The organism is Streptomyces davaonensis JCM 4913, from assembly GCF_000349325.1.
GTDB lineage: Bacteria > Actinomycetota > Actinomycetes > Streptomycetales > Streptomycetaceae > Streptomyces > Streptomyces davaonensis.
Window position 1 is genome coordinate 166866 of record NC_020504.1, and the last position, 20736, is coordinate 187601.

13 protein-coding genes are annotated in these 20736 nt (G+C 71.2%); 4 read left to right on the forward strand and 9 right to left on the reverse strand.

Annotated elements, in window-relative coordinates; translation table 11 throughout:
• Positions 1-2: 2 nt before the first annotated feature.
• Both BN159_RS00750 and BN159_RS00755 read right to left on the reverse strand, forming a co-directional pair.
• On the reverse strand, positions 3-3305 hold the full coding sequence (locus tag BN159_RS00750; protein ID WP_162146269.1) for a BTAD domain-containing putative transcriptional regulator: 3303 nt from the start codon (positions 3303-3305) through the stop codon (positions 3-5).
• Between the two features lie 169 nt (positions 3306-3474).
• The gene (locus tag BN159_RS00755; protein ID WP_231905547.1) at positions 3475-6783 is read right to left on the reverse strand and encodes a BTAD domain-containing putative transcriptional regulator; all 3309 of its coding nucleotides are present in this window, start codon (positions 6781-6783) and stop codon (positions 3475-3477) included.
• Positions 6784-7048: 265 nt separating this feature from the next.
• Between BN159_RS00755 and BN159_RS00760 the strand changes: the two genes are divergently transcribed.
• Together BN159_RS00760 and BN159_RS00765 are read left to right on the forward strand one after the other, a co-directional pair.
• On the forward strand, positions 7049-7750 hold the full coding sequence (locus BN159_RS00760) for a hemerythrin domain-containing protein (protein ID WP_015654945.1): 702 nt from the start codon (positions 7049-7051) through the stop codon (positions 7748-7750).
• Positions 7751-7755: 5 nt separating this feature from the next.
• Entirely contained in the window at positions 7756-8682 is a 927-nt protein-coding gene (locus BN159_RS00765; protein WP_015654946.1) for a pyridoxamine 5'-phosphate oxidase family protein, read from the forward strand.
• A gap of 1792 nt (positions 8683-10474) precedes the next feature.
• On the opposite strand, the gene BN159_RS00775 is transcribed toward BN159_RS00765, so the two are convergent.
• Together BN159_RS00775 and BN159_RS00780 are read right to left on the reverse strand one after the other, a co-directional pair.
• Entirely contained in the window at positions 10475-11338 is an 864-nt protein-coding gene (locus tag BN159_RS00775) for a lytic transglycosylase domain-containing protein (RefSeq protein WP_015654948.1), read from the reverse strand.
• A 126-nt stretch (positions 11339-11464) separates the two neighbouring features.
• Positions 11465-12523, reverse strand: coding sequence for a C40 family peptidase (locus BN159_RS00780; RefSeq protein WP_015654949.1), 1059 nt, complete (start codon positions 12521-12523; stop codon positions 11465-11467).
• Between the two features lie 399 nt (positions 12524-12922).
• On the opposite strand from BN159_RS00780, the gene BN159_RS00785 reads away from it, so the two are divergent.
• Both BN159_RS00785 and BN159_RS46705 read left to right on the forward strand, forming a co-directional pair.
• Positions 12923-13771, forward strand: coding sequence for a DUF418 domain-containing protein (locus tag BN159_RS00785; protein ID WP_015654950.1), 849 nt, complete (start codon positions 12923-12925; stop codon positions 13769-13771).
• Complete coding sequence (locus tag BN159_RS46705) at positions 13741-14025, forward strand: DUF418 domain-containing protein (RefSeq protein WP_015654951.1); 285 nt, start codon at positions 13741-13743, stop codon at positions 14023-14025. Before BN159_RS00785 ends, BN159_RS46705 begins: the two co-directional genes overlap by 31 nt.
• Positions 14026-14069: 44 nt before the next feature.
• On the opposite strand, the gene BN159_RS00790 is transcribed toward BN159_RS46705, so the two are convergent.
• The 5 genes from BN159_RS00790 to BN159_RS00810 all read right to left on the reverse strand — a co-directional run bounded on the left by BN159_RS00790 (position 14070) and on the right by BN159_RS00810 (position 20694).
• Positions 14070-14525, reverse strand: coding sequence for a DUF4913 domain-containing protein (locus BN159_RS00790; RefSeq protein ID WP_078598974.1), 456 nt, complete (start codon positions 14523-14525; stop codon positions 14070-14072).
• A gap of 51 nt (positions 14526-14576) precedes the next feature.
• Entirely contained in the window at positions 14577-15548 is a 972-nt protein-coding gene (locus BN159_RS00795) for a hypothetical protein (RefSeq protein WP_015654953.1), read from the reverse strand.
• A gap of 261 nt (positions 15549-15809) precedes the next feature.
• Positions 15810-17597: a type IV secretory system conjugative DNA transfer family protein gene (locus BN159_RS00800; RefSeq protein ID WP_015654954.1), complete on the reverse strand. Its 1788-nt coding sequence runs from the start codon at positions 17595-17597 to the stop codon at positions 15810-15812.
• On the reverse strand, positions 17594-19204 hold the full coding sequence (locus BN159_RS00805; RefSeq protein ID WP_015654955.1) for an ATP/GTP-binding protein: 1611 nt from the start codon (positions 19202-19204) through the stop codon (positions 17594-17596). Before BN159_RS00805 ends, BN159_RS00800 begins: the two co-directional genes overlap by 4 nt.
• Entirely contained in the window at positions 19201-20694 is a 1494-nt protein-coding gene (locus tag BN159_RS00810) for an SCO6880 family protein (protein ID WP_015654956.1), read from the reverse strand. The genes BN159_RS00805 and BN159_RS00810 overlap by 4 nt, the downstream gene beginning before the upstream one ends.
• Positions 20695-20736: the final 42 nt, after the last annotated feature.

Here is a 20736-nt window from a genome sequence, read left to right on the forward strand (position 1 = left end):
GGCTACGCGGACACCTGCGGCAGTCCTGCCAGAGCAGTCCGAGCAGCGTCCGCCCAGTGCGCGGAATTCCATGCGGCGGCCACCCGCTCCGCCTCGAGGTAGTGGTGGCGGGCCTGTTCGGGGCGGTCCAGGTACTGGGCGAGTTCTCCGAGAGTCTGCGCGACGGGCCGGAAGGCCATGGAAAGGTTGCTCACGCCCCCTGCCAGGGTGTGCAGGGGGAACAGGTCCTGGTAGACCTCACCGGCAAGCGTGCGGTCGTCGAAGGCGACCGCAGCCATACCGCGGAGCTGCGTCAATACCACATAGGCGAAGTCGCGCTGGATGGGGACACGTTGGTTCAGGACGGCACGGGCCTCTTCGAGTCGTCCCGCGGCGGACAGGGAGAGCGCGGTGAGAGCTTCATTGACCGGCTGGTACTGCTCCCACACCCCGAGCACCATGGGCAGCATCTCGGCGAGGCGTCCTTGCTGGACCCGGATGCAGCCCATGCTCAGGGCGGCCAGGCCGCTGAGATCGACGGCCCCTCGTGCCCGGAGTTCGTCCACCGCCGCCGCCAAAGTCCGCTCCGCTTCCTCGAACCGGCCCTGTGCCATGGCAAGCATGCAGTGCCGTAGCCGGGCCACCGCGAACAGGCCCTGGAGCTCATAGGTGCGGGCGATGTCATCCGCACGGGCGAGGCAACGCTCCATCTGCGCCGGGTCGTTGCGGCCGGCGGCGGTCCGGGCGGCGATGTAGTGACTCATCCAGGAGTACTCGGGGCTGTCCTCGGCAGCGGCTACCTCGGCGAGTTCGAGGTGGAGCCGCCCGTAGGTCTCCGGGTCGAGGTCGCAGTCGATCCGGCGCAACAGTGAGGTGAGGGTCAGCCCTCGCAGCCGGGGCTCGCCCGCGGCGCGGGCCAACCGCACCGCCTCGAGTGCCACTTCCACGGCGCGCGGGTCAAAGTCGTCGAGGGCGTCGGCCAGCTGGTCGAGCAGCAGACACCGTTGCCGGTCGGTGAGATCCCGGCTCGCCAGCAGCATGTCCAGTTCCTCGACGGCCTCGGGGTCGGACACCGCGTACGCGCGCACCCGCCAGGGGGTCGGCTCGGTCCAGGTCGTATACGCGGCGATCAGCAGATCAGAACGCAAGGCAGCAGCAGGTCCGGCCTCGACAGCCTCGTGGATCTCGGACGGCCCGTCGGCCCGCCTTTCCGCCCGGGCCACGCGCACGGCCTCATGTTGGGCCTCCCGCGCCGGGACGATCGCCCCCATGCGGATCCGGCAGTCCACTAGTTGACCCAGAGCCGTCACTCGCAGCCGGGCGGCATCCTGATCGGCGAAGGCCCCGGGGTGGCCGGTGAGAAGGTCGAGCACAGCGCTCAGCAGGGCCTCGGCGTTCTGCGGGGCATAGCGGCGCACTGCCTGCTCGCCCGCCAGCAGGGCATGGCGGACCGCAGGCCCGGCGTCGGCGGTCACGACCGGAGCCGCCTGCAGCAGGTGATGGGCTGTGGCGGCGACGTCGTCGGAGCCGAGGGAAATCAGGGCCCTGCCCAGGCGGGAGTGCAGCCTGGCCAGCCCCAGTTGTGTGAGGTCACCGGCGAGAGCGTCGCGTACCAGAGCATGAGTGAAGCGGACCGTGCCAGGGCGGGGTTCGGTGAGCAATCCTGCCGTGACGCCCGCCTCCAGGGCGTCGAGAAGCTGCTCGGGGTCACTGTCCGTCGCGCGCAGAAGGAGCGTGAGCGAGCTCTCGCGCCCGGCGACGGCTGCAAGACGCAGTCCGGCCGTGACGGCAGGTGACAGGAGAGCCAGTCGGCGCTTCAGCACGTCCTGGACCCCCTGGGGAACGGCTGCCAGCGCCTGTCGCTCGCCCTCACCGGCCAGCAGGAGCGAACTCTCTCGGAGGTAGAAGGGATTGCCTCCGGCGCGTTCGGCCAAAGCCGTCGCGACGTGATCGCTCATGTCGGATGCGCCGCGCCGCAGCAGTTCCTTCGCCTGGGCTTCCGACAGCCCGCCGAGGGCCAACCGTGCGGGCGCGAGGACGGCCAGCCGGGCCAGCGCACCGGTCAGGTCGCCTTCTCCGGCACGGTAGGAACCCACCAGCAGCACCGGTACATCACGCAGCTGCTCGGCACATAGCAGGAACAGCTCGACGCTCTCCTGGTCGCCTCGGTGCAGGTCGTCCAGCACAATCGCCAGCGGACGGCGCAGGGCCGCCTCCCGGAGCCAGCCGACGAGCGCTCGGTGCAGGCGGAAACGCTGGGCGGGGCTGCCGTCGGACTGCGCGAAGCCGTATGCGTCGTCGGGGGTGAGAAGCGGCGCCAGCATCGCGGCATACGGGCCGGGCGGGGCAACCCGCGCGAGACCGGGAAGCATGTCGAGCCAGGCCCAACCGGGTGGGGCGCCGTCTGTCTCAGGGCATTGCCCGAACCCCACCAGCCAGTCCTGCCAGCGCAGTTGGTTGATGCCCGTCTCCAGCAGGCTCGACTTGCCGATACCAGCCTCACCGGAGACCAGGACCACCTGGGCGTGGCCCTCCCGTGCCCGGGCCGCCGCAGCCGCCAGGACCCCCAGCTCAGCCTCACGGCCCAGGAGCCGGTCGGCCACAAGCACGGTCGGCGTCCCCGGCGCGCTACCCATACGTGTCGCCCGATGCAGCACCTCCAGGCGCTGGTGCAGCAGAGCCTGCTCCAACTCCACCAAAGAGGCTCCGGGTTCGACCCCTAGTTCCTCGTCGAGCGCGCGCCGAGCCCGTCGCAGAGCGCCCAGGGCATCCCCCTGGCGTTCCTTGGCCCACAGCGCCAGCGCCATCAGCCGCCAGGCTTCCTCGTGCAGCGGCTGCTCCTGCGTCAGCGCGTCCGCGTCGGCCAGAGCCTGATCCACCAGTCCGGAACCAAGGCGGGCCGCCGCAAGCCATTCACGGGCAGTTCGGTGCATCTCCTCCAGGCGGACACGCTCGCCCACGGTCCACGGCTCGTCCAGGAACTCCGCGTACGGCTGCCCGCCCCACAAGGCGAGCGTTTCGGCCAGCCCCACGACGTCCCTGGCCGTCTGCTCCCCCGCCGTGCGGTCCACCACTCGCCGCTCGAACACCCAGGCGTCCACCGCGTCCTGTTCCAGGACCAGGGCATAGCCGTACGGCGCGCTGGTCAGCACTCGCGCGGGAGCCCGCGGTGGCCGTTGCGGTTCCAGGGCACGCCGCAGACGCGCGACGTACGCATGCAAAGTCGCCTGGGCGCTCGGCGGGACCTCTGCCGGCCACAGTCGCTCGATGATCCGGTCCGTGGGCACAACGGCCCCGCGGGCGATCAGCAGTTGTGCCAGGAGCATCCGGGGCAGGCGCCCACTCACGTCAACCGGGCGGCCGTCAACCTCGATCCGGAAGGATCCGAGCACTTTTACTTTGACCATGACAAGCCCAGCCTAGCCTGTAGGCGCGCCACGGTCGGTTCGCAGGCGAGGTCATCGCCCGAGCGGTCCGCGGGCCCGGGGCGCCGGGCTAACGCACGATCACAGGGCGCCGGGAACGCTCGGCGTCGAGGGCCGCGACAGCCCGGCGCGCGGCTTCGGCGAGGTGGGGCGAGTCCCATGTGCGGGCGGTGCGTTCGGCCAGGGCGTAGTGATCGGCGGCTTGCCGGTCCTCGCCCAGGAGCCGGTACAGGTCTGCCAGTGCATGGGCCAGCGGGCGGGTCGCGTAGACGGCCGCCGCGGCGGCCAACTGCTCGCGCAGCGGGAGCAGGTGCCCGACCAGCATGGACGCGGCCTCCCGGTCGCCCAGCAGGACAGCGAGCCGGGAGCGGAAGTCGAGTTCGATGCTGTAGAGGTGATCGGTCACCGGTTTCTCGGGCAGCCGTACCGCGCGCGCGTCGTCGTGGCGGCCGAGAAGAGCGAGGATCAGAGCCAGCAGAACCCCGACCGGAGCACCCACCGAGTCGTATATGGCACGCACGATCGGCTCGATCTCGGCCACGCGTTTCTGGGCGAGCCGGATGGTGGTCACACCGAGCGTGCGCATCCCCTGGGCCTGATGGGCGCCCACGCGCTCCAGCAGGACGTGGGCCTCGGCGTACTGAGCCTCCGCCTCCTCGAAACGGCCCTGGACAGCGGCGAGCATGGCCGTGGTGGCGGTGTTGAGGCCCTGGGCCCACACCATCCCGTAGCGTCCCGCAATCGTCAGTCCCTCCGCCGTGTGCCGCCTGACCTCGGTCGGATTGTTGCGGCCGACCGCGGTCAGGGCGTCAAGGTGCTCGCAGATCCAGCGGTACGCGGGGAGGTCGTGCGTGCGGGCGAGCTCACGCAGTTCCACGACCAGTGGGGTCCGCTCGTCTCCCCGAAGTTCGTGCGGGACAAGCTTCGCGGAGCCCATCAGCGCGGCGGCCAGCAGGCGCGGGTCACCGCCCGCCCGGGCCAGCAACAGCTGCGTGCGGGCCGCTTCGGCGGCCCGGGGCGGGTCCTGGGCCGCCACCGCGTCGACGAGGGCATGCAGGACTCCCGCACGTGTGGCGTCGTCCAGGTCCGGGTCCCAGGCGAGTTCCTCCATCCGCTTCAGCACAGCCGGGTCGTCGGCCACCGCCAGCCTGCTCTGCCAGGGGGAGGGTTCGGTCCAGGCACCGTAGACCGTGGCCATGAGATCGCCCCGACCGGCGCGTTCGGCCAGTTCGACCGCGCGCTGGCGGGTACGCCGGGCCGCGTCGGTCGAGCCCGCCCGGACCTGCGCGCCGAGCAGTCTCACCAGGAGGCCGACAGCGCGCTCCGGTTCGGCCTCGATCGTGCCGGGCGCCGCCGCCGCGGAATATGCGTCGATGGCCTGCCCGATGAGTTGCACGGCAACCTCGTGGGCGTAGCGGCGCTCGGCGGCCTCAGCGGCACGCACTGCGTAGTCGACCGCCAGCGGCACGTCAGCGGTGTCGCCCGAGCGGGCGAAGTGGTGGGCGAGGGCGGCCAGGTCGTCGGGACGCCGACGGCGCAGCACCTCGGCGATACGAGCGTGCAGCCGCGAGCGCCGTACACCGGACAGGTCCGTGTACACCGTGTCGCGGACCAGCGCGTGTTCGAACCGCACGCGGCCCGGGCCGACCTCGCCCAGCAGATGCGCCGCCAGCGCCGCGTCGAGTCCTTCCAGCACATCGTCCTCGTGCATCGCTGCAGCCTCGCACAGGACGCTGACCTCGGCCTCCATACCGAGCACCGCCGTCAAATGGAGGGCGGACCGCGCGTTGTCGGAGAGCAGGGCCAGGCGCCTGCGCAGAACGTCCCGCACGCCCTGAGGAACCTCCGAGACGGCGACCAGAGCGCCCTCGCTGGCCAGCAGACGGGCGCTTTCCAGAACGTAGAACGGGTTGCCTCCGGTACGTTCGGCGAGCGCCCTCACGGTGGCCGGGTCGACTCCCTCGCCGCAGACGGCTTCGACGACGGCGCCCACGTCCCTGGGCGGCAGACCGTCGAGTGCGATCCGGTGCGGGGCGCCGGGAGCGAGCTGCGCCAGGGTCTTGACCAGGTGTCCCCCGACCTCGGCCGGCCGGTAGGTGACAACGGTGAGCAGCGGTGTGCCGGTGACGGCGGCCGCCGCCTCGACCAGGGCGAGGGTCTCGCTGTCGGCCCGGTGCAGGTCCTCCACGACAACGGCCAAAGGCGCCGCCGTTGCTGCGGCGCGCATCCACTCGGTGAAGGCCCGGTGCATACGGAACCGACCGGTGGCCGCCTCGTCGATGGTCGAAGCCGCCTCGTTCCCGGTCTCCCGCAACAGGGCCGCGAGTTCCTCCGGGCGGGCGGGCGGCGTGTCACGGGCAAGCTCACCGAGCAGTTCCACCCAGGCCCAGGCCGACGGGGCGCCCTCGTATTCCGGGCAGCGCCCGACGAGCACCCTCCAGCCACCGGCCCGCAGCCGGTCCGCAAGACGAGCGATGAGCGCGGACTTCCCGGCGCCGGGTTCTCCGGTCACCACGAGCGTGGCGCCGCCGTCCCGGGCGGCAGCGGCCGCCGCGTCCGCGCAGAGCAGTTCCGCGGATCTCCCCACGAAGAGGTCGTGCGGGCCGTAGGTGCCGACGGCGGGCAGGTGAGACCCAGGTGCCTCATCGGGCGCCGACAACGTGCCCCCTACCCGCCCTTCGCCTGAGGCCGCCCGCTCCGGGTCGCGGACCTCCGCGCTCAGCACCTCAAGGCGCCGGGCCAGCACCGCATGCTCCAGGTCCGCCAGCGCCGGACCCGGCTCGCAGCCGAGTTCCTCGCGCAGCGTCCGGGCAGCCCGGCGCAGGGTGGACAGGGCATGGGCCTGCCGGTCGCAGGCCCACTGGGCCAGGGCCAGCAGGCGCCACCCCTCCTCTCTCAAGGGGTTCTCACGGACAAGGACTTCGGCCTCTGAAGCCGCCCGGGACGCACGTCCGGTGCGCAGGTCGGCGGCCACGGCCAGTTCGCAGGCCTCCGCACGGAGCTCGGTGAGCCGGGCCACCTCAGGTCTGGCCCAGTCCGTGTCCGCGTGTTCCGCGAAGGCGGGGCCCCGCCAGCAGCGCAACGCCTCGGCGAGCAGTGCCCGTGCCTCCTCGGGCTCGGCGTCGCGGGCACGGGTGACCCAGCTCTCGAAGCGCCACGCGTCCACCGCGTCCGGCGCCAGCCGCAACCGATACCCCGGAGGGGCGGTGACCAGGACGGTCGCCGGGGTACGGGGCGGGCGGTCAGGCTCCAGCGAACGGCGCAGGTTGGACACGTAGGCATGCAGCGACGCCATGACCTTGGCCGGCGGCACCTGCGGCCACAGCCCGTCCACGATGCGGTCCACCGGGACGACGCTGCCCCGGGAAGTGATCAGCATGGACAGGACGGCCCGCTGTCGTGGGGTGCCCAGGCCAACCGGCCTGCCGTCGAACTCGACGCTCAAGGAACCCAGGACTCTCATACGCAACACACCGGGGAAATCTACCCAACGAGTCGAACACCCTTATGAACAAGCGATAAACGCAGAGGCCACCGCCTCGTGCCAAGCCGACTGCAAGCGGACTCCAAGCGCACCCGGGCACGCTGACCGGCCGTAGTGCCCACCCCCGTCGTCACAGCCCGACCCGTTGGAGCAGGCAAGCGTGTCCCCCAGCAACCCCAGCAATCCCACCGAACAACGCCCGACCGCCGGCCGGCCCCACACCCACGAGATGGTCGTGGTGCACCGGGTCTTCCGCCGCGAGTCGGCACTCCTTCCCCGCCTGGTGCGCGCCGTGGCCGACGGCGACACCGCCCGCATCCCTGTCGTCGCTGGTCACCTACGGGAGTACATGGCGGGACTTCACCACCATCACGAACTGGAGGACGAACTCCTGTGGCCGCTGCTGCGGACCCGCTGCGTGCAGGACGACGACCTCGTCACCCGGATGGAACTCCAGCACCTGCACATCGACAAGAGCCTGACGGGGGTTACGCAGTGGCTGCCCGAGTGGGAGCGGACCGCGGACCGCATCGCCGGTGAGGAACTCGCGCTGGCCCTCGGCGCACACCGCACCGCGCTCGTCGAACACCTCGACGAGGAGGAGCAGTCGGTGCTTCCGCTGGTCGCCGAGCACCTCACGGCCGCCGAGTGGGACCTTATGGGCGCCCGTGGGATGGCGTCCGTCCCCAAGAACCGGCGTCTGATCGCGCTCGGGGCCATCCTCGAGGACGCCACACCCCAGGAGCGGGCCTTCTTCCTGGGCCGGGCCCCGCTTGTGGGGCGTCTGCTGTGGCGGACCGTCGGCCGACGCCAGTACGCGGCCCTCTGCCGCACCCTGCGCGGCCCGCTGGACGGGCAGTGAACGACATGACCATTCTCGAAGCGGCCCCGCTCGACGTGCTGGACGCCTACCGCACCTGCGAGTTCGTCACCCTGGGCCGGGGCGGCGCTCCGCTCGCCTGGCCGACCGCAACGCGTCGGCAAAAGGACGGCACGCTGCTGGTGACCACATCCCTGGCATTCGCCCAGAAGGCGCTGAACGTGCGCCGCGACGGCCGGGTCGCCCTGCTCTTCTCCGACCCCACCGGCAGCGGTCTCACCCATCCCCCGCAGATCTTCGTCAGTGGTCGCGCCGAGTGCCCCGACGACATTATGACGGGCACTCAGGGCGCTGAGGACTACTGGCGGATGCTCTTCGAACGCCAGCCGCACAGCCGGGCCTACCTCTCCCTTCCGATGCGCCGGCTGATGAGCTGGTACTACCTGCGGCTGCTGATCACCGTGACACCCGAACACGTGACCGTACGGCCGCCGCTGGAACCGCCCGCGTCCACGCCGCCGGCCCTCTCCGGCACGCCGCTGGGGCACGCCCGCCTCGCCCAGTACCCCACCGCCGTGCTGGCCGCGCTCGACGCCGCCGGGGCACCGGTCCTGGCGCGGACCGCCCCCAGGGCCACGGCCAACGGGTATCTCGTCGACGTTCCCGCGGACTGTGCGGTGACGCCCGGGCAGGCGTCCCTGCTGGTGCACCGCCACGACGAACTGCTGAACAACATGACCAACACCCTGGTCCGCGGGGAGCTGCGGAAGGCCGGGGACACCTGGGAGCTGATCCCGGCCAAGGTGGTGGAGCCGATGGGCTCAGGGCGTCTGAAGGACGCCGTACGGGTGCTGCGGCAGACCAGGCGCGCCAGCGACCGGTACCTGGAACGCCGCCGGCTGGCACGGCCGCACGTGCGGTGGGACGAGTTCAAAACGCTTGCTGCAGCGGCCCGCAATGGCGATCCCGCCTGATCGGTCGTAGCAGACCCGGTGCGGGAGACCCATGGGGTTGGTCTCCCGCACCGCCTCATCCACCGGCATCCCTGCCGGACAAAAGTGCGGCACCGTGATGGCCGCTGCCGGCACCGACCGGCAGCGGCCATCACGCTTCCACGGCAGGCACGTGGCTGCCCTGCCTCTGGGCTGCCCTCGCCTCAACAGACCGGCCCGCTCGCACCGGGCGGTGCAATCTGTGCGCCATGGTGAATCGAGCCCGTACCCCGGGCACCTCGACGCCGGGCAGGAGCTAGTTCTCCCGCTGATCGCCGAGCACCTCCCGGCTGACGCGTGGGACCCGTTGGGCATCCGCGGGGTGGAGATCCTCCCCGCCGGGAGACAGCTGATGTCCCTCGGCGCCGTTCTGGAGGACGCCACACCCGCGGAAGGGCCCTCGTTCCTGGGCAGGGCTTTCGCTCCTCGTCCGGGTGCTGTGGCGGGCCGTCGGCAGGCGACGGCGCCACGCAGCCGCCTGCCGCGTCGTGCTGGGGACCTGCACCGGAAGAAGAAGGACCTTGGCGCCCAGCGGTGCAAACAGGCGCGGACGTGTTGGCTACCGCGAAGTCACCGGCCCTTCAACAGCCTGGCCTGTTGACGCGCGGAACCGGCGAGGCTGTCACCCCTGCGCGGCAGTGTCCGCGCAGCGGCGGTCTGACGCTGGTTCCGTGTACTCGCCGCGGGGCTCGTGCCGGCACCGGGCGGCAAGAGCAGTGCTGCCTGAGGGACGGAAACTCCTCCGCCTCCGAGGCGGCCTGCGGCGATGTGGTCGTGGAGGGACCGGGGGTCGCCCGTGGCGAACGCCTGGACCACGGTGTTCCTGCGGCTGGCGGATGTCGGCTGCAACGGGGCCTGTCCGGCGGCGGCTGCCACAGACGTCTGACGGGGAGCACTTCCAGGGGACGGTGGCATGGGCTGATCCGCGAAGTACCCGTGTGTGAGAGGGGTGTCACCCACGCGTGTGGCCGCGACCGTCGCTATCCAGCCCTCACTCGGCCGGGTCGACGGAACCTGTCCCCCAGGGGCCGTGACCGTCGTCGCCGAAGGCTGTGACGGCACCGACGGAGAGGAGACGGGCTGAGCTGTGCGGCGGTAATCCGCTTGGGCCTTGCCGTCCCTTTCGATGATGGTCGCCACCGCGCTTCGTACAGGGTCCTTGGCCGCGGCGGACGACGAGGAACCCCGTGGCGCCCCTTGGTTCGGCAGTGTCCCCGACGGTCCTTCGGCCCGCGCAGGGAGATTGGCGGCGTACTCTCGCAGCTTCTCCTGGTTGATCTGGAGGCTCTGGCCGGCCAGCCAACGCGCCCGGTCGTCTGAGGAGAGCGCCCGGTACGTCGAGACCAGCCGGGCTGTGTCCGGCGGCGCGCCGACGCCCGCCGGTACGAGGACGCCCTCCTCGATCATTGTGATGACACTGTCGTAAGAACTGTGCTCGTCGAGCTGCCGGGCACTGGCCAGGAGAGCACCACCGGTCACCCTTGCCTGGTGGGTATCAGGGGTCCCGTCAGACCGCCGTGGAGCGTCCATCAGGAGGATCTGAAGGGACGCGACGAAGGCTTCTCCTGGCAGCCAGTCGCTCGTGCTATTCGGCTCGTTGGGCATCTCGGCATCCTCTCGTGGTCGGCACGCACGCCTCTCGGTCGCGGGGCCGGGGGGCGGCGTTCGCCGCACGAGGGCGACGAACAGCGCATCCTGACCGCGCCCCTCTCGGCGCACGTCTCGGCACAACGCAGGACGGCGTCGACCGGTTCACCCCCGGGGTGCAACAGGGTCAGGTGTCTCTGAGGCCGGGGCCGTCGGGCATGGTGCGTGGTGGTGGGCCGATTCCCTCCATGGAGGCGAACCAGGTCCGCACGCCTACGACATAGCTCTGCGCCTCCTCGGTGGCGGGAACGCCGTGTGCCTCGCGTACGGCGTCCATGCCCACGTCGTAGGCCGCGAGGGTCAGGTCGAGGACGCTTCCGGTGGCCTCTCCCGCGTCGATCAGGCTCTGCGCCCCTTCGGCGAGTTCGCACAGGTAGGCCCCCTGTGCCCCGATGGACTGCTTGGCGTCGAGGGGATCTCCGTCCTGGTGGAGGCGCTCGAAGACGTCGGCCGGTACCTGGGAGATGCCTCGGGCACCGTTGGGTCCCACGAAGTCGGTGTCGAAGCCCGTCTCGTACTGGATCTGCGCGGCGACGGTGACGGGACCGATCACGTCGCAGACCGATCCGGCGTCCACGATCGCATCGTAGAGATCTGCCGGAACGGTGCAGGGCTGCGAGGGGCTGCTGGAGCTGGACGGTGTGATCTCCAGTGTGCCGAGGCCGTCGCCGAGCGCGATCTGCTGTGCCCGTGCGGCGAGTTCGTCCGCAGGTGTGTCCTGTGCGGCTTCGAGGTCCTCGCAGATGCGCTCCACCGGTGACAGATCGTCGCCGATCCCACCGAAGTCGGCGGGCAGCAGCCCCTTGAAGAACATGATCAGAATCACCAGCGGCATGAGGACGACACCGAGGCCGCCCACGATGAAAATCAACGCGACGGCGAGGACGCCTCCGACCGGAATCGCCAGACAGCCGCAGCCTCCGGCGGCGACCGCCGCCTGGACGGCCACGTTCGAGCTCTCGCTCTCCTGCCCGCCACCTGACGCCGTCACGGTGTGCTCCCCTCCCCCGCCTCCAGGGCGGAACGCCGTCCGGCGCCACGGTGCTGCTGGTGCTGGTGCTGGTCATGTGCTGCCGCCGCCGTCGAAGCAGCGCTGCAGATCGTCACGATGTACGGGTCACTTCTTCGCCGCCTGCGCCTGCGGATCGGGGCGCACGACGCCCAGGATCTGCATCGACGCGGCGGGCGCCACGGTGATCGTCCGCCCGGGCCGTGGCGCGTGGATGATGCGTCCCGCGCCGACGTAGAGGGCGACATGGCTGGCGTCGTCGAAGTAGATGATCAGGTCACCGGGCCGCACGTCCTTGATGTCGACGCGCTTGAGCTGTTTCCACTGTTCCTGCGAGGTGCGGGGAATGGTCACGCCGGCCGCGAGCCAAGCCTGGGAGGTCAGGCCGGAGCAGTCGAAGGAGTCCGGTCCCTCGGCACCCCACACATACGGTTCGCCGAGCTGATCCGTGGCATAGGCGACGGCCTTCTTGCCGCCCGCACTCGCCATCGTGCCCACCCCGTCGAGGACACCTGTCTTCAGCCACGCGGCCTGTGCCTTCGCGGCGTCCTGCTTCTCCAGGGCGGCCAGGCGCTTCAGTTCGTCGGCCTCTAGCCGGGCTTCGAGTTTCCGGGCCGCGGCGATCTGCTTGGTGACCTTGTCCCGAGCCGTGTCGCGGGTCAGCTGGATCTCCCGGAGACTGTCGAGCTCCTCCGCCGCCTGCTCAGTCTTCGTCTTCAACCGGCTCTCGGCCTCGACCAGCGCCACCAGCTGCCGGTCGGTGCCGAGCTGGGCCTGCCGGGCCAGACCTGCGGCGTCGAGGGCGTGCTCGGGATCAGGGCTGAAGAAGAACTGCACTTCGGCGGGCATGCCACCGCCGCGGTACTGGGCGCGTGCGGCCGCCCCGACCAGGGCACGCAGCCGCACGAGCCTGGCATCGGCCCGTGCCACCTGGGCGCCGAGCACGTCCAGCTTCTTCTCCTGGGCCGCAACGTCCTCACCCGCCGCGTTGTACTCCTCGGTGGCGACTTCGGCGTCGTGGTAGAGCGACTCCAGCTTGGCACGGACCTCCGCGAGGGTCTGCGGCCTGTCGGGGCGGGGCACCGCCTGGGCAAAAGGCTGCGTCGTACCTGCCACAAGGCAGAGCAGACCGCCCAGCACCACGGTCCGTGGCCTGTGCCTCGTCATCGGTTTGTGTCTCCTACGGGGAAGGGCTCCTGGGCCGGTGCGCACAGCACGCTCTGCGCCGCGGGCTTCACAACACCGCACACAACGACCAGGCCTACGGCCGGGTTCACCCGGGGACGGATCCGCCGGAAAGGGCCTCGCCGTGAACCGCCGAGGGCCATCCCCCGTTGTGTCCGCGACGGCGGACACAACGGGGCACGCCAGTGTTATCGGCATCGCGGAAAGGGGCGTCGCCCTTTATGCCGGACGACTGGACGGTGAGCGTGTGGTGCGCGGCAGCGGGGGCCGTGTGCCTGGCCCTGGGCGTACGAGAGGCGGCACGACAGCTGCTGGCCCGGGCCATGGCCTGGTCGCGGCGGCGACGATCGCCTTCGGGACGGCCGCGCTTCGGAGCGGGCGATGATCGGCGAGCAGGCGGTGACCGAGGAACGAGCAGGGGCCGGCCGGCAGCCGCGCTCGACTGCGCGTGTCGAGGAAGCCGATGTGCTGCGCGGTTCCGCCCTGTCGGGAGTGCTGTGCTTCAACGCGCTGCTGATGGCGGGTCCTTACACCGTGTACGGCGACGGCCCGGCCGCGGGGACGCCCGACCACGTGGCGGCCTGGCTGGTGAGCGCCTTTGTGGCAGGGAAGTTCTATCCGCTGTTCGCATTCCTGTTCGGCTACGCCTTCGTCCAGCATATGCGTGCCTGCCGCGCGGAGGGCGTGGCGTGCGGACCGCGCCACCTACGGCGTACGGCCACGCTGTTCACCCTGGGCCTGCTCCACGCCGTGCTGCTGTACCCCGGCGACATCCTCACCACGTACGCGGCACTCGCGCTGCCGTTGCACGCCGACACGGTCGCGGCCTACCGGGAGGACGCGCTGTCGGTGATCGGAGCGCACCTGCACGCGCTGCCCACGGCCCTCGGCACGGATCTCCTCTACGCCCCGCAGGTGTTCGCCGCGTTCCTCACGGGCCTGGCGGCGGCCAGACTGCGGCTGCTCGAGCGCTACGGCCGCGACCGGCGCCGGCTGCGCGCGATGGTACGGCGCTGTCTGCCCCTCGGTGTCGCGGGCGGGGTCACGACCGCTGTCTACTCGAATGGGCCGCTGGACGAACGGTGGTTCTACGTCGGTCATGCGATGGGTGTGGTGACGGGGCCGGTGCTGACGGCCGCGTATGCCTGCGGGCTGTTGTTGTGGCTGTCGCGCCCGGGCGGCGGCGCCGGGCTGCCGGTGTGCTCACCGCGACGGGGCGGCTGTCGCTGACCCACTATCTGACCCAGTCGCTCGTGCTGTGCGCGGTGTTCACCGGCGTCGGCCTGGGATGGTACGACCGGGTGGGCGCGGCGGAGGTGGTGGCGGGGTGCGCGGTGCTGTACGCGGCGCAGGTGGCCCTGAGTGCGCCGCTGGTCCAGCGTTGTGGCCGGGGTCCGGCCGAGGCCGTCGTGCGGCGTGCCACCCGGAGGGGTAGTGCGGCCCGGTACCGGTCGGACGCGGTGGGCGGCTGCCGGTCACACTGAAGAGCCGTGGGGTGCCCGGCGGCACCCCACGGCTGTCGGCCGCCTCAGCGGAAGTCCGAGACAGGGAAGGGCTTTTCGCGGTGGTTGCCCGGCTTGCAGCCGGCGAACGTGCCCGACGGGTCCCGGAGTTGGGCCATCGTGTGCGCCAGGTAGTCGCGGTGCCAGATCGCGGGGCCGGTCAGCCCGGCGGCCGGGTCCGACAGGTCGCACCAGGCCATCCACAGGGCGTAGAGCAGCGCGACCGCGTCCTTGTGCCGCCACCATTCGGGACACCAGGGAGCCTGCGAGGTGACCTCCCTTCCGTACACGGGCAGGAGAAAATGACCGACCCATACCGCCAGTTGGCTCAGGGCCTGGTCGTACTCCACACCGTCCAGATAGAGGATGAAGCGGACGCCGTCTGCGGCGGATCCCTGGTCCACGTGCGCTGCCGGCACCTCGCCGGGTTCCTGGTCCTGAGCCGTGTCGGCGGACTCGGCATCGAGGACTGCCTCACTCATCATCAGCCTTCCGCTCTGGGCCACCATGGACGCGAAGCGCGGCTGCGGGTGTCATCGACGCGGCTTCTGGCCCGAGGCGCTGGCATCAGGACGGGGAATAAAGATCTCTTGCTCTTTGTGCGGCTGCCTTTGACGGAGGGTCGCCTGGCCCACCTCTGCCGCGCCAGCAACGGTGAAGGTGTCCGGCTGCTGCTGATTCTGGCTCAGCGACGCCACGGAGCCCTGTTCGGGCGAGGCGTTCTCGTACTGCACGTTGGGCAGCACGGCCCGGAAGGTGGGAATGGCCGTGTTGATGGCCGCATCATGGACCCCGGCGAGGAGCGTACCGAGGCCGGCCGCGACCGTCGCACTGGTCTTGATGGCTGCGACGGTCGTTGCCGGCAGTGTATTGGCATGGCTCTCGGCGGTCGCGTTCGCTGCGGCCGCCAGAATGCCGAGCCCTCCGCCGAGCGCCATGAGTCCCGAATGGACGTAGAGCTGCCCGTTTGTGGCAGAAATCAGTTTGTTCTGCTCGGGCGTGTCGCCGGACCTCCCGTCGCGCAGCGTCACGAGGTGTTTCACAGCACCGGCGATGGTGACTGCACCGCCAACAGCGGGGATCGCGGCGGCGGCGGTGCTGAGCGCCGGCCGTGGCGTGTAGGCCGCCGCACCGGAAAGGCCCGTCCCGGCGACGTTCGCCACATGAGTGACGGTGGTCAGGATCTCGGCACTGTGGCCCGCGACCCACTGGCCGGCATCGGACCACGTCCAGGTGCGGGCGGTGGCGGTGGTGGTCAGGTCGGGAAGGCCGCCACCTTGATCGTTGAGATGGAGGTCGGCGAGGTTATCGTCCACAGAATCCGATGTATTGACGGGCTGGGGTGACTGGTCGAGCGCCACCGCGCTGTACTTGCCCTCCGGAGAGCGGAACATGGTCGCGCTCTCAACGGGCGGGTCCTGCGGGTGCTGCGCTTGGTTTGCCGAGTCCGTCTCGACTTCATTCGGAGTAAAGGTTATTTCGTCGCCGTTCACGCTGGCCTGCATGACGACCGATCCGGCACTGCCCGTACTGCGTTGACTCGCTGGCGAGTCCGGTCGCGTGCGATTGAGGCGTCCGCTGCCCGCGTCGTTGAGGCTCACCACGGCCTCGGTCTCGGGAGAAGGCGGTGTTGACATATAAGAGTTCCCCTTCGAGTTGTCCGGCACTGGTAGTGCCGGATGTGTCACGGGACAACGGCTGCTGTCACGGGCGGGTTCAGAGGTCCGGTGACAAGACGGTGGGCATCGTCGGGTCGCCCCGACAGGTCACTCCTTGTCAGCGCTCATCGCCTCGACGACCGGAGTGCCGCCGCCCAGTTTGGCCACCGCCCGCTGGGTGATGGCCGCCTCCTCCGCCTTCGCCGCCGCCGATATGACCCCGACGTCGGCTTCCTTGAACCACGGGCGGAGTCTGATCAGGGCCGGGCGGACGCCGGTGGCCAGGAGGAGGGCTGTGCCCTTGGGGAGGGCGCGGATCTTGTCCGGGGGCAGGACGGCTTCCTGGCGGTAGGAATAGGAGCGTGACGTGCCGTCGCGGCTGCGGGAGATGCTCGGGGTGCGGACGTCGTGCTGGCCGACGAGGGTGGAGATCTTCTGCACGAAGTCGGCGTCGTCGAGACCGGCGCCGAGGAGTTTGACGGTGGCCGCGCTCCACAGGGCGTCCATGCCCGCCTCGCCCCACACGCGGGCGCCCTGGCGGTAACTCTGCAGCAGGGTCACGACGTTGATGCCGCGGGAGCCGAAGTGTGAGTACAGGTCGGGGAGATCGGAGATGCGGCACACGTTGGCGGCCTCGTCGAGGACCGCGGTCAGCGGCGGGTCCAGGCGGCCGCCCATGCGTTCGGCGGCGACGACTCCGGCGCGCAGGGTGGCGTCGGCGAGGCCCGCGATGACGCCCGCGGCGGAGCCGCCGCCGTCCTTGGACAGCAGGTAGAGGGTGTCGCGTCCGGCGACGTGCCGGTCGGGGCGGAACTCGGGCAGGTCGGGGTCGGGTGCGACCCAGGCGAGGATCTCGGGGTCGAGGAGGCAGGAGACGGTCTGGCGGGCGGTCTCGTAGATGCCGTCGCGGGTCTCCACCGCGCCGCGGACCGTGCCCTGCAACTGCTCGGCCATGGCGTCCAGTCCGGTGTCGCGCAGCAGGTCGATGGGGGTGCGGTCGGCCGGGTCGGCGAGCCAGGCCAAGAGGTCCTGGACGGCGGCGCCGCCGCGCGCGGCGGCCAGGAACAGGGCGGTGAGGGTGTTCTGGGCGGCGGAGATCCAGAAGTCCTTCTTGGAGGCGTCGTCGTTGACGGATGCCACGAAGTGGCCGGCGAGCCGGCGGGCGCCTTCGATGGTGTGGCACTCCCCCAGCATGTTCCACCACATGCCGCGCGGGGTGTGGGCGATGCCCTGGGGGTCGAAGGTCCACACGGTGCCGGCGTTCTCGCGCTGGGCGCGGGTGACGGCGTAGACGTCGGACTTGTTGGAGGTCAGGACGACGGCGCCCTGGGCGCGCAGGACGCGCGGGATGGCGATGCCGGTGGACTTTCCGGCGCGAGGTGCCATGAGGTCGAGTTCGACGTCCTCGAAGCTGCTGCGCAGTTCGGGTCCGTTCGGCATGAGGTCGCCGAGCAGGTTGCCGGTCTCGTCGGCGTCGAGGCGGTCGCGGCCCTTGAGGGTGGGGCGCAGGGAGCGGGCCCGGTCGGTGATGCCGTCGGGGCACATGCCGGCGAGTTCGCGGCGGCCCGCCAGCCCGGGCGTGGTGTCGCGGCGGCGCAGGGCCGCGGTGACGACGGCTACGAGTGCGGTCAGGAGCAGCAGGGGCGCGGTCATGCCGGTGTAGACGGCCCAGGCGGGGGTGGACGGCCAGTACGCGGCCGGGTCCGAGATGGTCAGCCCCATCAGGGTGGACAGGGCGTAGGGAGGGTGGGTGAAGCCGTGGCCGGTGAGCAGGGAGGCGAGTGATCCGCCGAGCATGGCCAGGCTGAACAGGGTCAGGGCTGCGACGATGACGCCGGCCACGGCCCAGGTCAGTTCGTCGTGCGGGCCGCGTGCGCCGCCGCGGCCGGCGCTCACACCGTCTCCCCGGTCAGGCGGGGGTCGAGGGGCAGGGGGCCTTCCTGGGCGGCGCGGGCGACCTGCTGCGCGAGGTTCCTGGTGACCGGGTCGGCGCTCTCGTTGGGGGTCCAGCGGGTGTTGGTGTTGTGCAGTTCGCGTTCGGCCTGGGTGATGGCGACCTTGATGGGGATGCCGGGGCGGCCGCCGACCTTGATGAGGAAGCGGCCGCGCCCGGGGGGTTCCTCGTGCTCGGTGGTGACGCCCCAGCCGGGCGGGGAGGACCAGGAGGAGACCAGTTCGATCTCGCGCTGGGACAGTCCCACGACCCGGCCGAGGTCTTCCATCTCGGTTCTGGGCAGTCCGGCGCACACCACCATGCCGGCGCGTTCGACGAAGCCGCGGGCCTTGGCCCGGTCCGCGTCGGTGCCGAGCGCCTCGGCGTCCTTGAGCGTGTGGGTGATCTTGGCGTCGCCCAGGCCGAGGGAGCGGTTGAGCCGGGTGAGGGCGTCGATGCGGTCGACGATGCCGGAGGCGGCGCGCAGCGGGCGCCACAGCTCGTCGAGGACGGTGAAGAACCAGCGCCGCGGGGCGAGTTGGGCGTCGGCCAGGGCGTGGGAGGCGGCGACGGTGCCCAGGCCGTCGGACCAGGCGGCGAGCATCGCGGCGGCGGTCAGCTGGGTGTCGGCCTCGCCGATGCCGGAGATGTCGATGCACACGGCCGGGGCGTTCGGGTCGATGCGGGTGGAGGTCTCGGAGGCGAAGGTGTCGCCGAGGGGGCCGTCGAGGATGCCGAGCAGGGAGCGGTGCAGGGGGTCGACGGCGTCGCGGTAGCGGGCGTCGTTGCCCCGGTCGAGGGTCACCGCGCGGACCCGGTCCGGTCCCTCGGTCAGCACCTGGAGCAGGTCGGGAAGGAGCGCGGTGCGGCCGGGTGCGGTGCGTTCGCGCAGGTGGTGCAGGACGGCGGAGAGCACGGACTGTTCGTGGTCGTCCATGGGGCGGCCGCGCACGATGGTGATCAGCGCGGCGACCATGTTGAGCACGCGGCCGTGGGTCTCGGCCCGCAGGATGTCCCCGGCTTCGCCGCCGATGCGGTCGGCGGCCTGTCCCATGGCGCCGGGATCGAGGACGTTGATGCCGCCCCGGCCCCGGCCGATGGAGATGACCTGGCCGCCCAGCGCGCGGACGGTGTCGGCGTAGTCGGGTTTGAGGTCGCCGAGGACCAGCGGCACCACACCGGTGGCGGCCAGTCCGATGAGCATGCGGTTGACCAGGGTGGACTTGCCCAGGCCCGGCATGCCGAGCATGAACAGGGAGGGATTGGAGATGTAGCGGGCGCGGGTGAACCAGGACAGCGGGTCGCCGCAGACGGTGGCTCCGGTGAACAGGTGCTGCCCCAGCGGGACCCCGATCATCGGGGCGCCGGAACCGGCGGCGAACGGCCACATGCCGCAGGCCTGCACCGTGGTGGCACGCCACATGGTGGGCGGGTCGAGGTGACCGACGCGGCCACCGCCGGGACCGTACCAGCCGCGCGGCGGGACCAGGAGCTCCTTGGACTGCGGGGGTCCGGCCTTCGCCTTCCGGTCCTTCTGCTTCTTCTGGTCCTTCCGGTCCTCCCGGCTCACAGCGCCTCCTGCAGTTCGTGCGGGATGAAGGTCTGCTCCCACGGGAGGATCCCTACGGGCAGGGTGCAGGTGAACGCGGCGGCCTGCATCCGGTCGGCGGGACGCATCTGAACCCGGGAGGCGGCGGTGAGGTTGCGGACGGCGACGCCGGCGTCGGCGAGCTGCTCGGCGCTGTCGACGGTGACGGTGAGCATCAGGGAGAACTCCACGAGGCCGGCGCCCGAGGCCTCTTCGGCGGCGGTCTGCTCGGCGGCGCGTACCTCGGAGGCGGCGCGGGCCTGCACCATGCCGCGCCCGGAGGTGGCCATGAACTGGGCGGCGCGCCGGTCGGCCTCGACGATGCGTGCGGCGGTGGCCGGGTCGACGGGCCGGTAGACGAGCGCGACCCGCTTGCGGCGGGTGCCGGACACGGCTTCGAGCATGCCGCGCAGCACCGAGGAGCGGACCGTGCCGCGGGGGGCGAGTGTCATCAGCCAGGTCCGGGAGACACCGGAGTCGTGCTGGTAGCTGCTGACCGTCTCGACCGCACTGGCGGGGCCGGCGTCGTCCCATTCCAGGTTCGTGCCCCCGTGTTGGGCGCGGGCTTCGAGGACGCCGGCGGCGACCGCGGGGTCGTAGGCGACGCGCACGACTTCGGCGATGCGCTCGGCCGACAGCGGGTAGGCGGCGCCGCCACCGGCTCCGACCAGGCCGCTGAGCAGTCCGGGGATGCGGATGGCGAGGTCGGTGACGATGTCCTCCTTCTTGCGCTTGTTCCCGCCGGGTACCGCGTAGGTGAGGGTGACGTAGGTGTGCATCTCGGAGGAGGCGGCCGGGTAGCGCTCGACGACCTCGTGCATCACGGCGCGGGCCGCTGCCGGGGCGTCGGGGTGGATGCGCGGCAGTACCTCGTTGGCGAGCCGGGTGCCGGGGTCGGGGGCGGTTTCCACGATGACGCCCGCCCCGCGCAGGCCCGGCTCGTGGGAGAGCCGGGCGAGCCATTCGCCCCACTGGGCCACCCACACGTCGACCTGCTCGGGGTCGACGAGCGAGCCGCCGTCCGGGTCGCAGCCGAGGACGATGGTGTAGAGGTTGCGGGCCGGGTGGTGCAGCACGCCGAAGGGACGGTCGTAGGCGTCGTGTCCCTCGCTGACGGTGACCTTGTTCAGCAGGCCCGGCGGGCGGAAGCGGCCGCCGGGGCGCGGGGACAGCGGGCCGGAGACGTACAGGTGCGCGCCTTTGGACTTGCGCCGCAGCCATCCGATGCGCAGGGCCATCAACTGGTATACGTTGCGGCCGTCCTGGGTGCGGATCGCGAGGGGGATGAGGAACAGCACCACGGGGACGAGGACGACCAGGGCGGCGACGAGGGAGATCAAAGAGGCGAGGAGGGTCAGGACCAGCCCGCCGAAGACGACGACGGTGCCGACCAGTCCCAGGGGGCCCAGGCCCGGGCGCCGGGGGCGGCGCCAGTTGCCGTACGTGGGGTGTGTCGTGATGTCCGCTGTCATGGTGAGCCGGTGTCCTTGTCCTGATGGTGCGGGTGGTTGGTC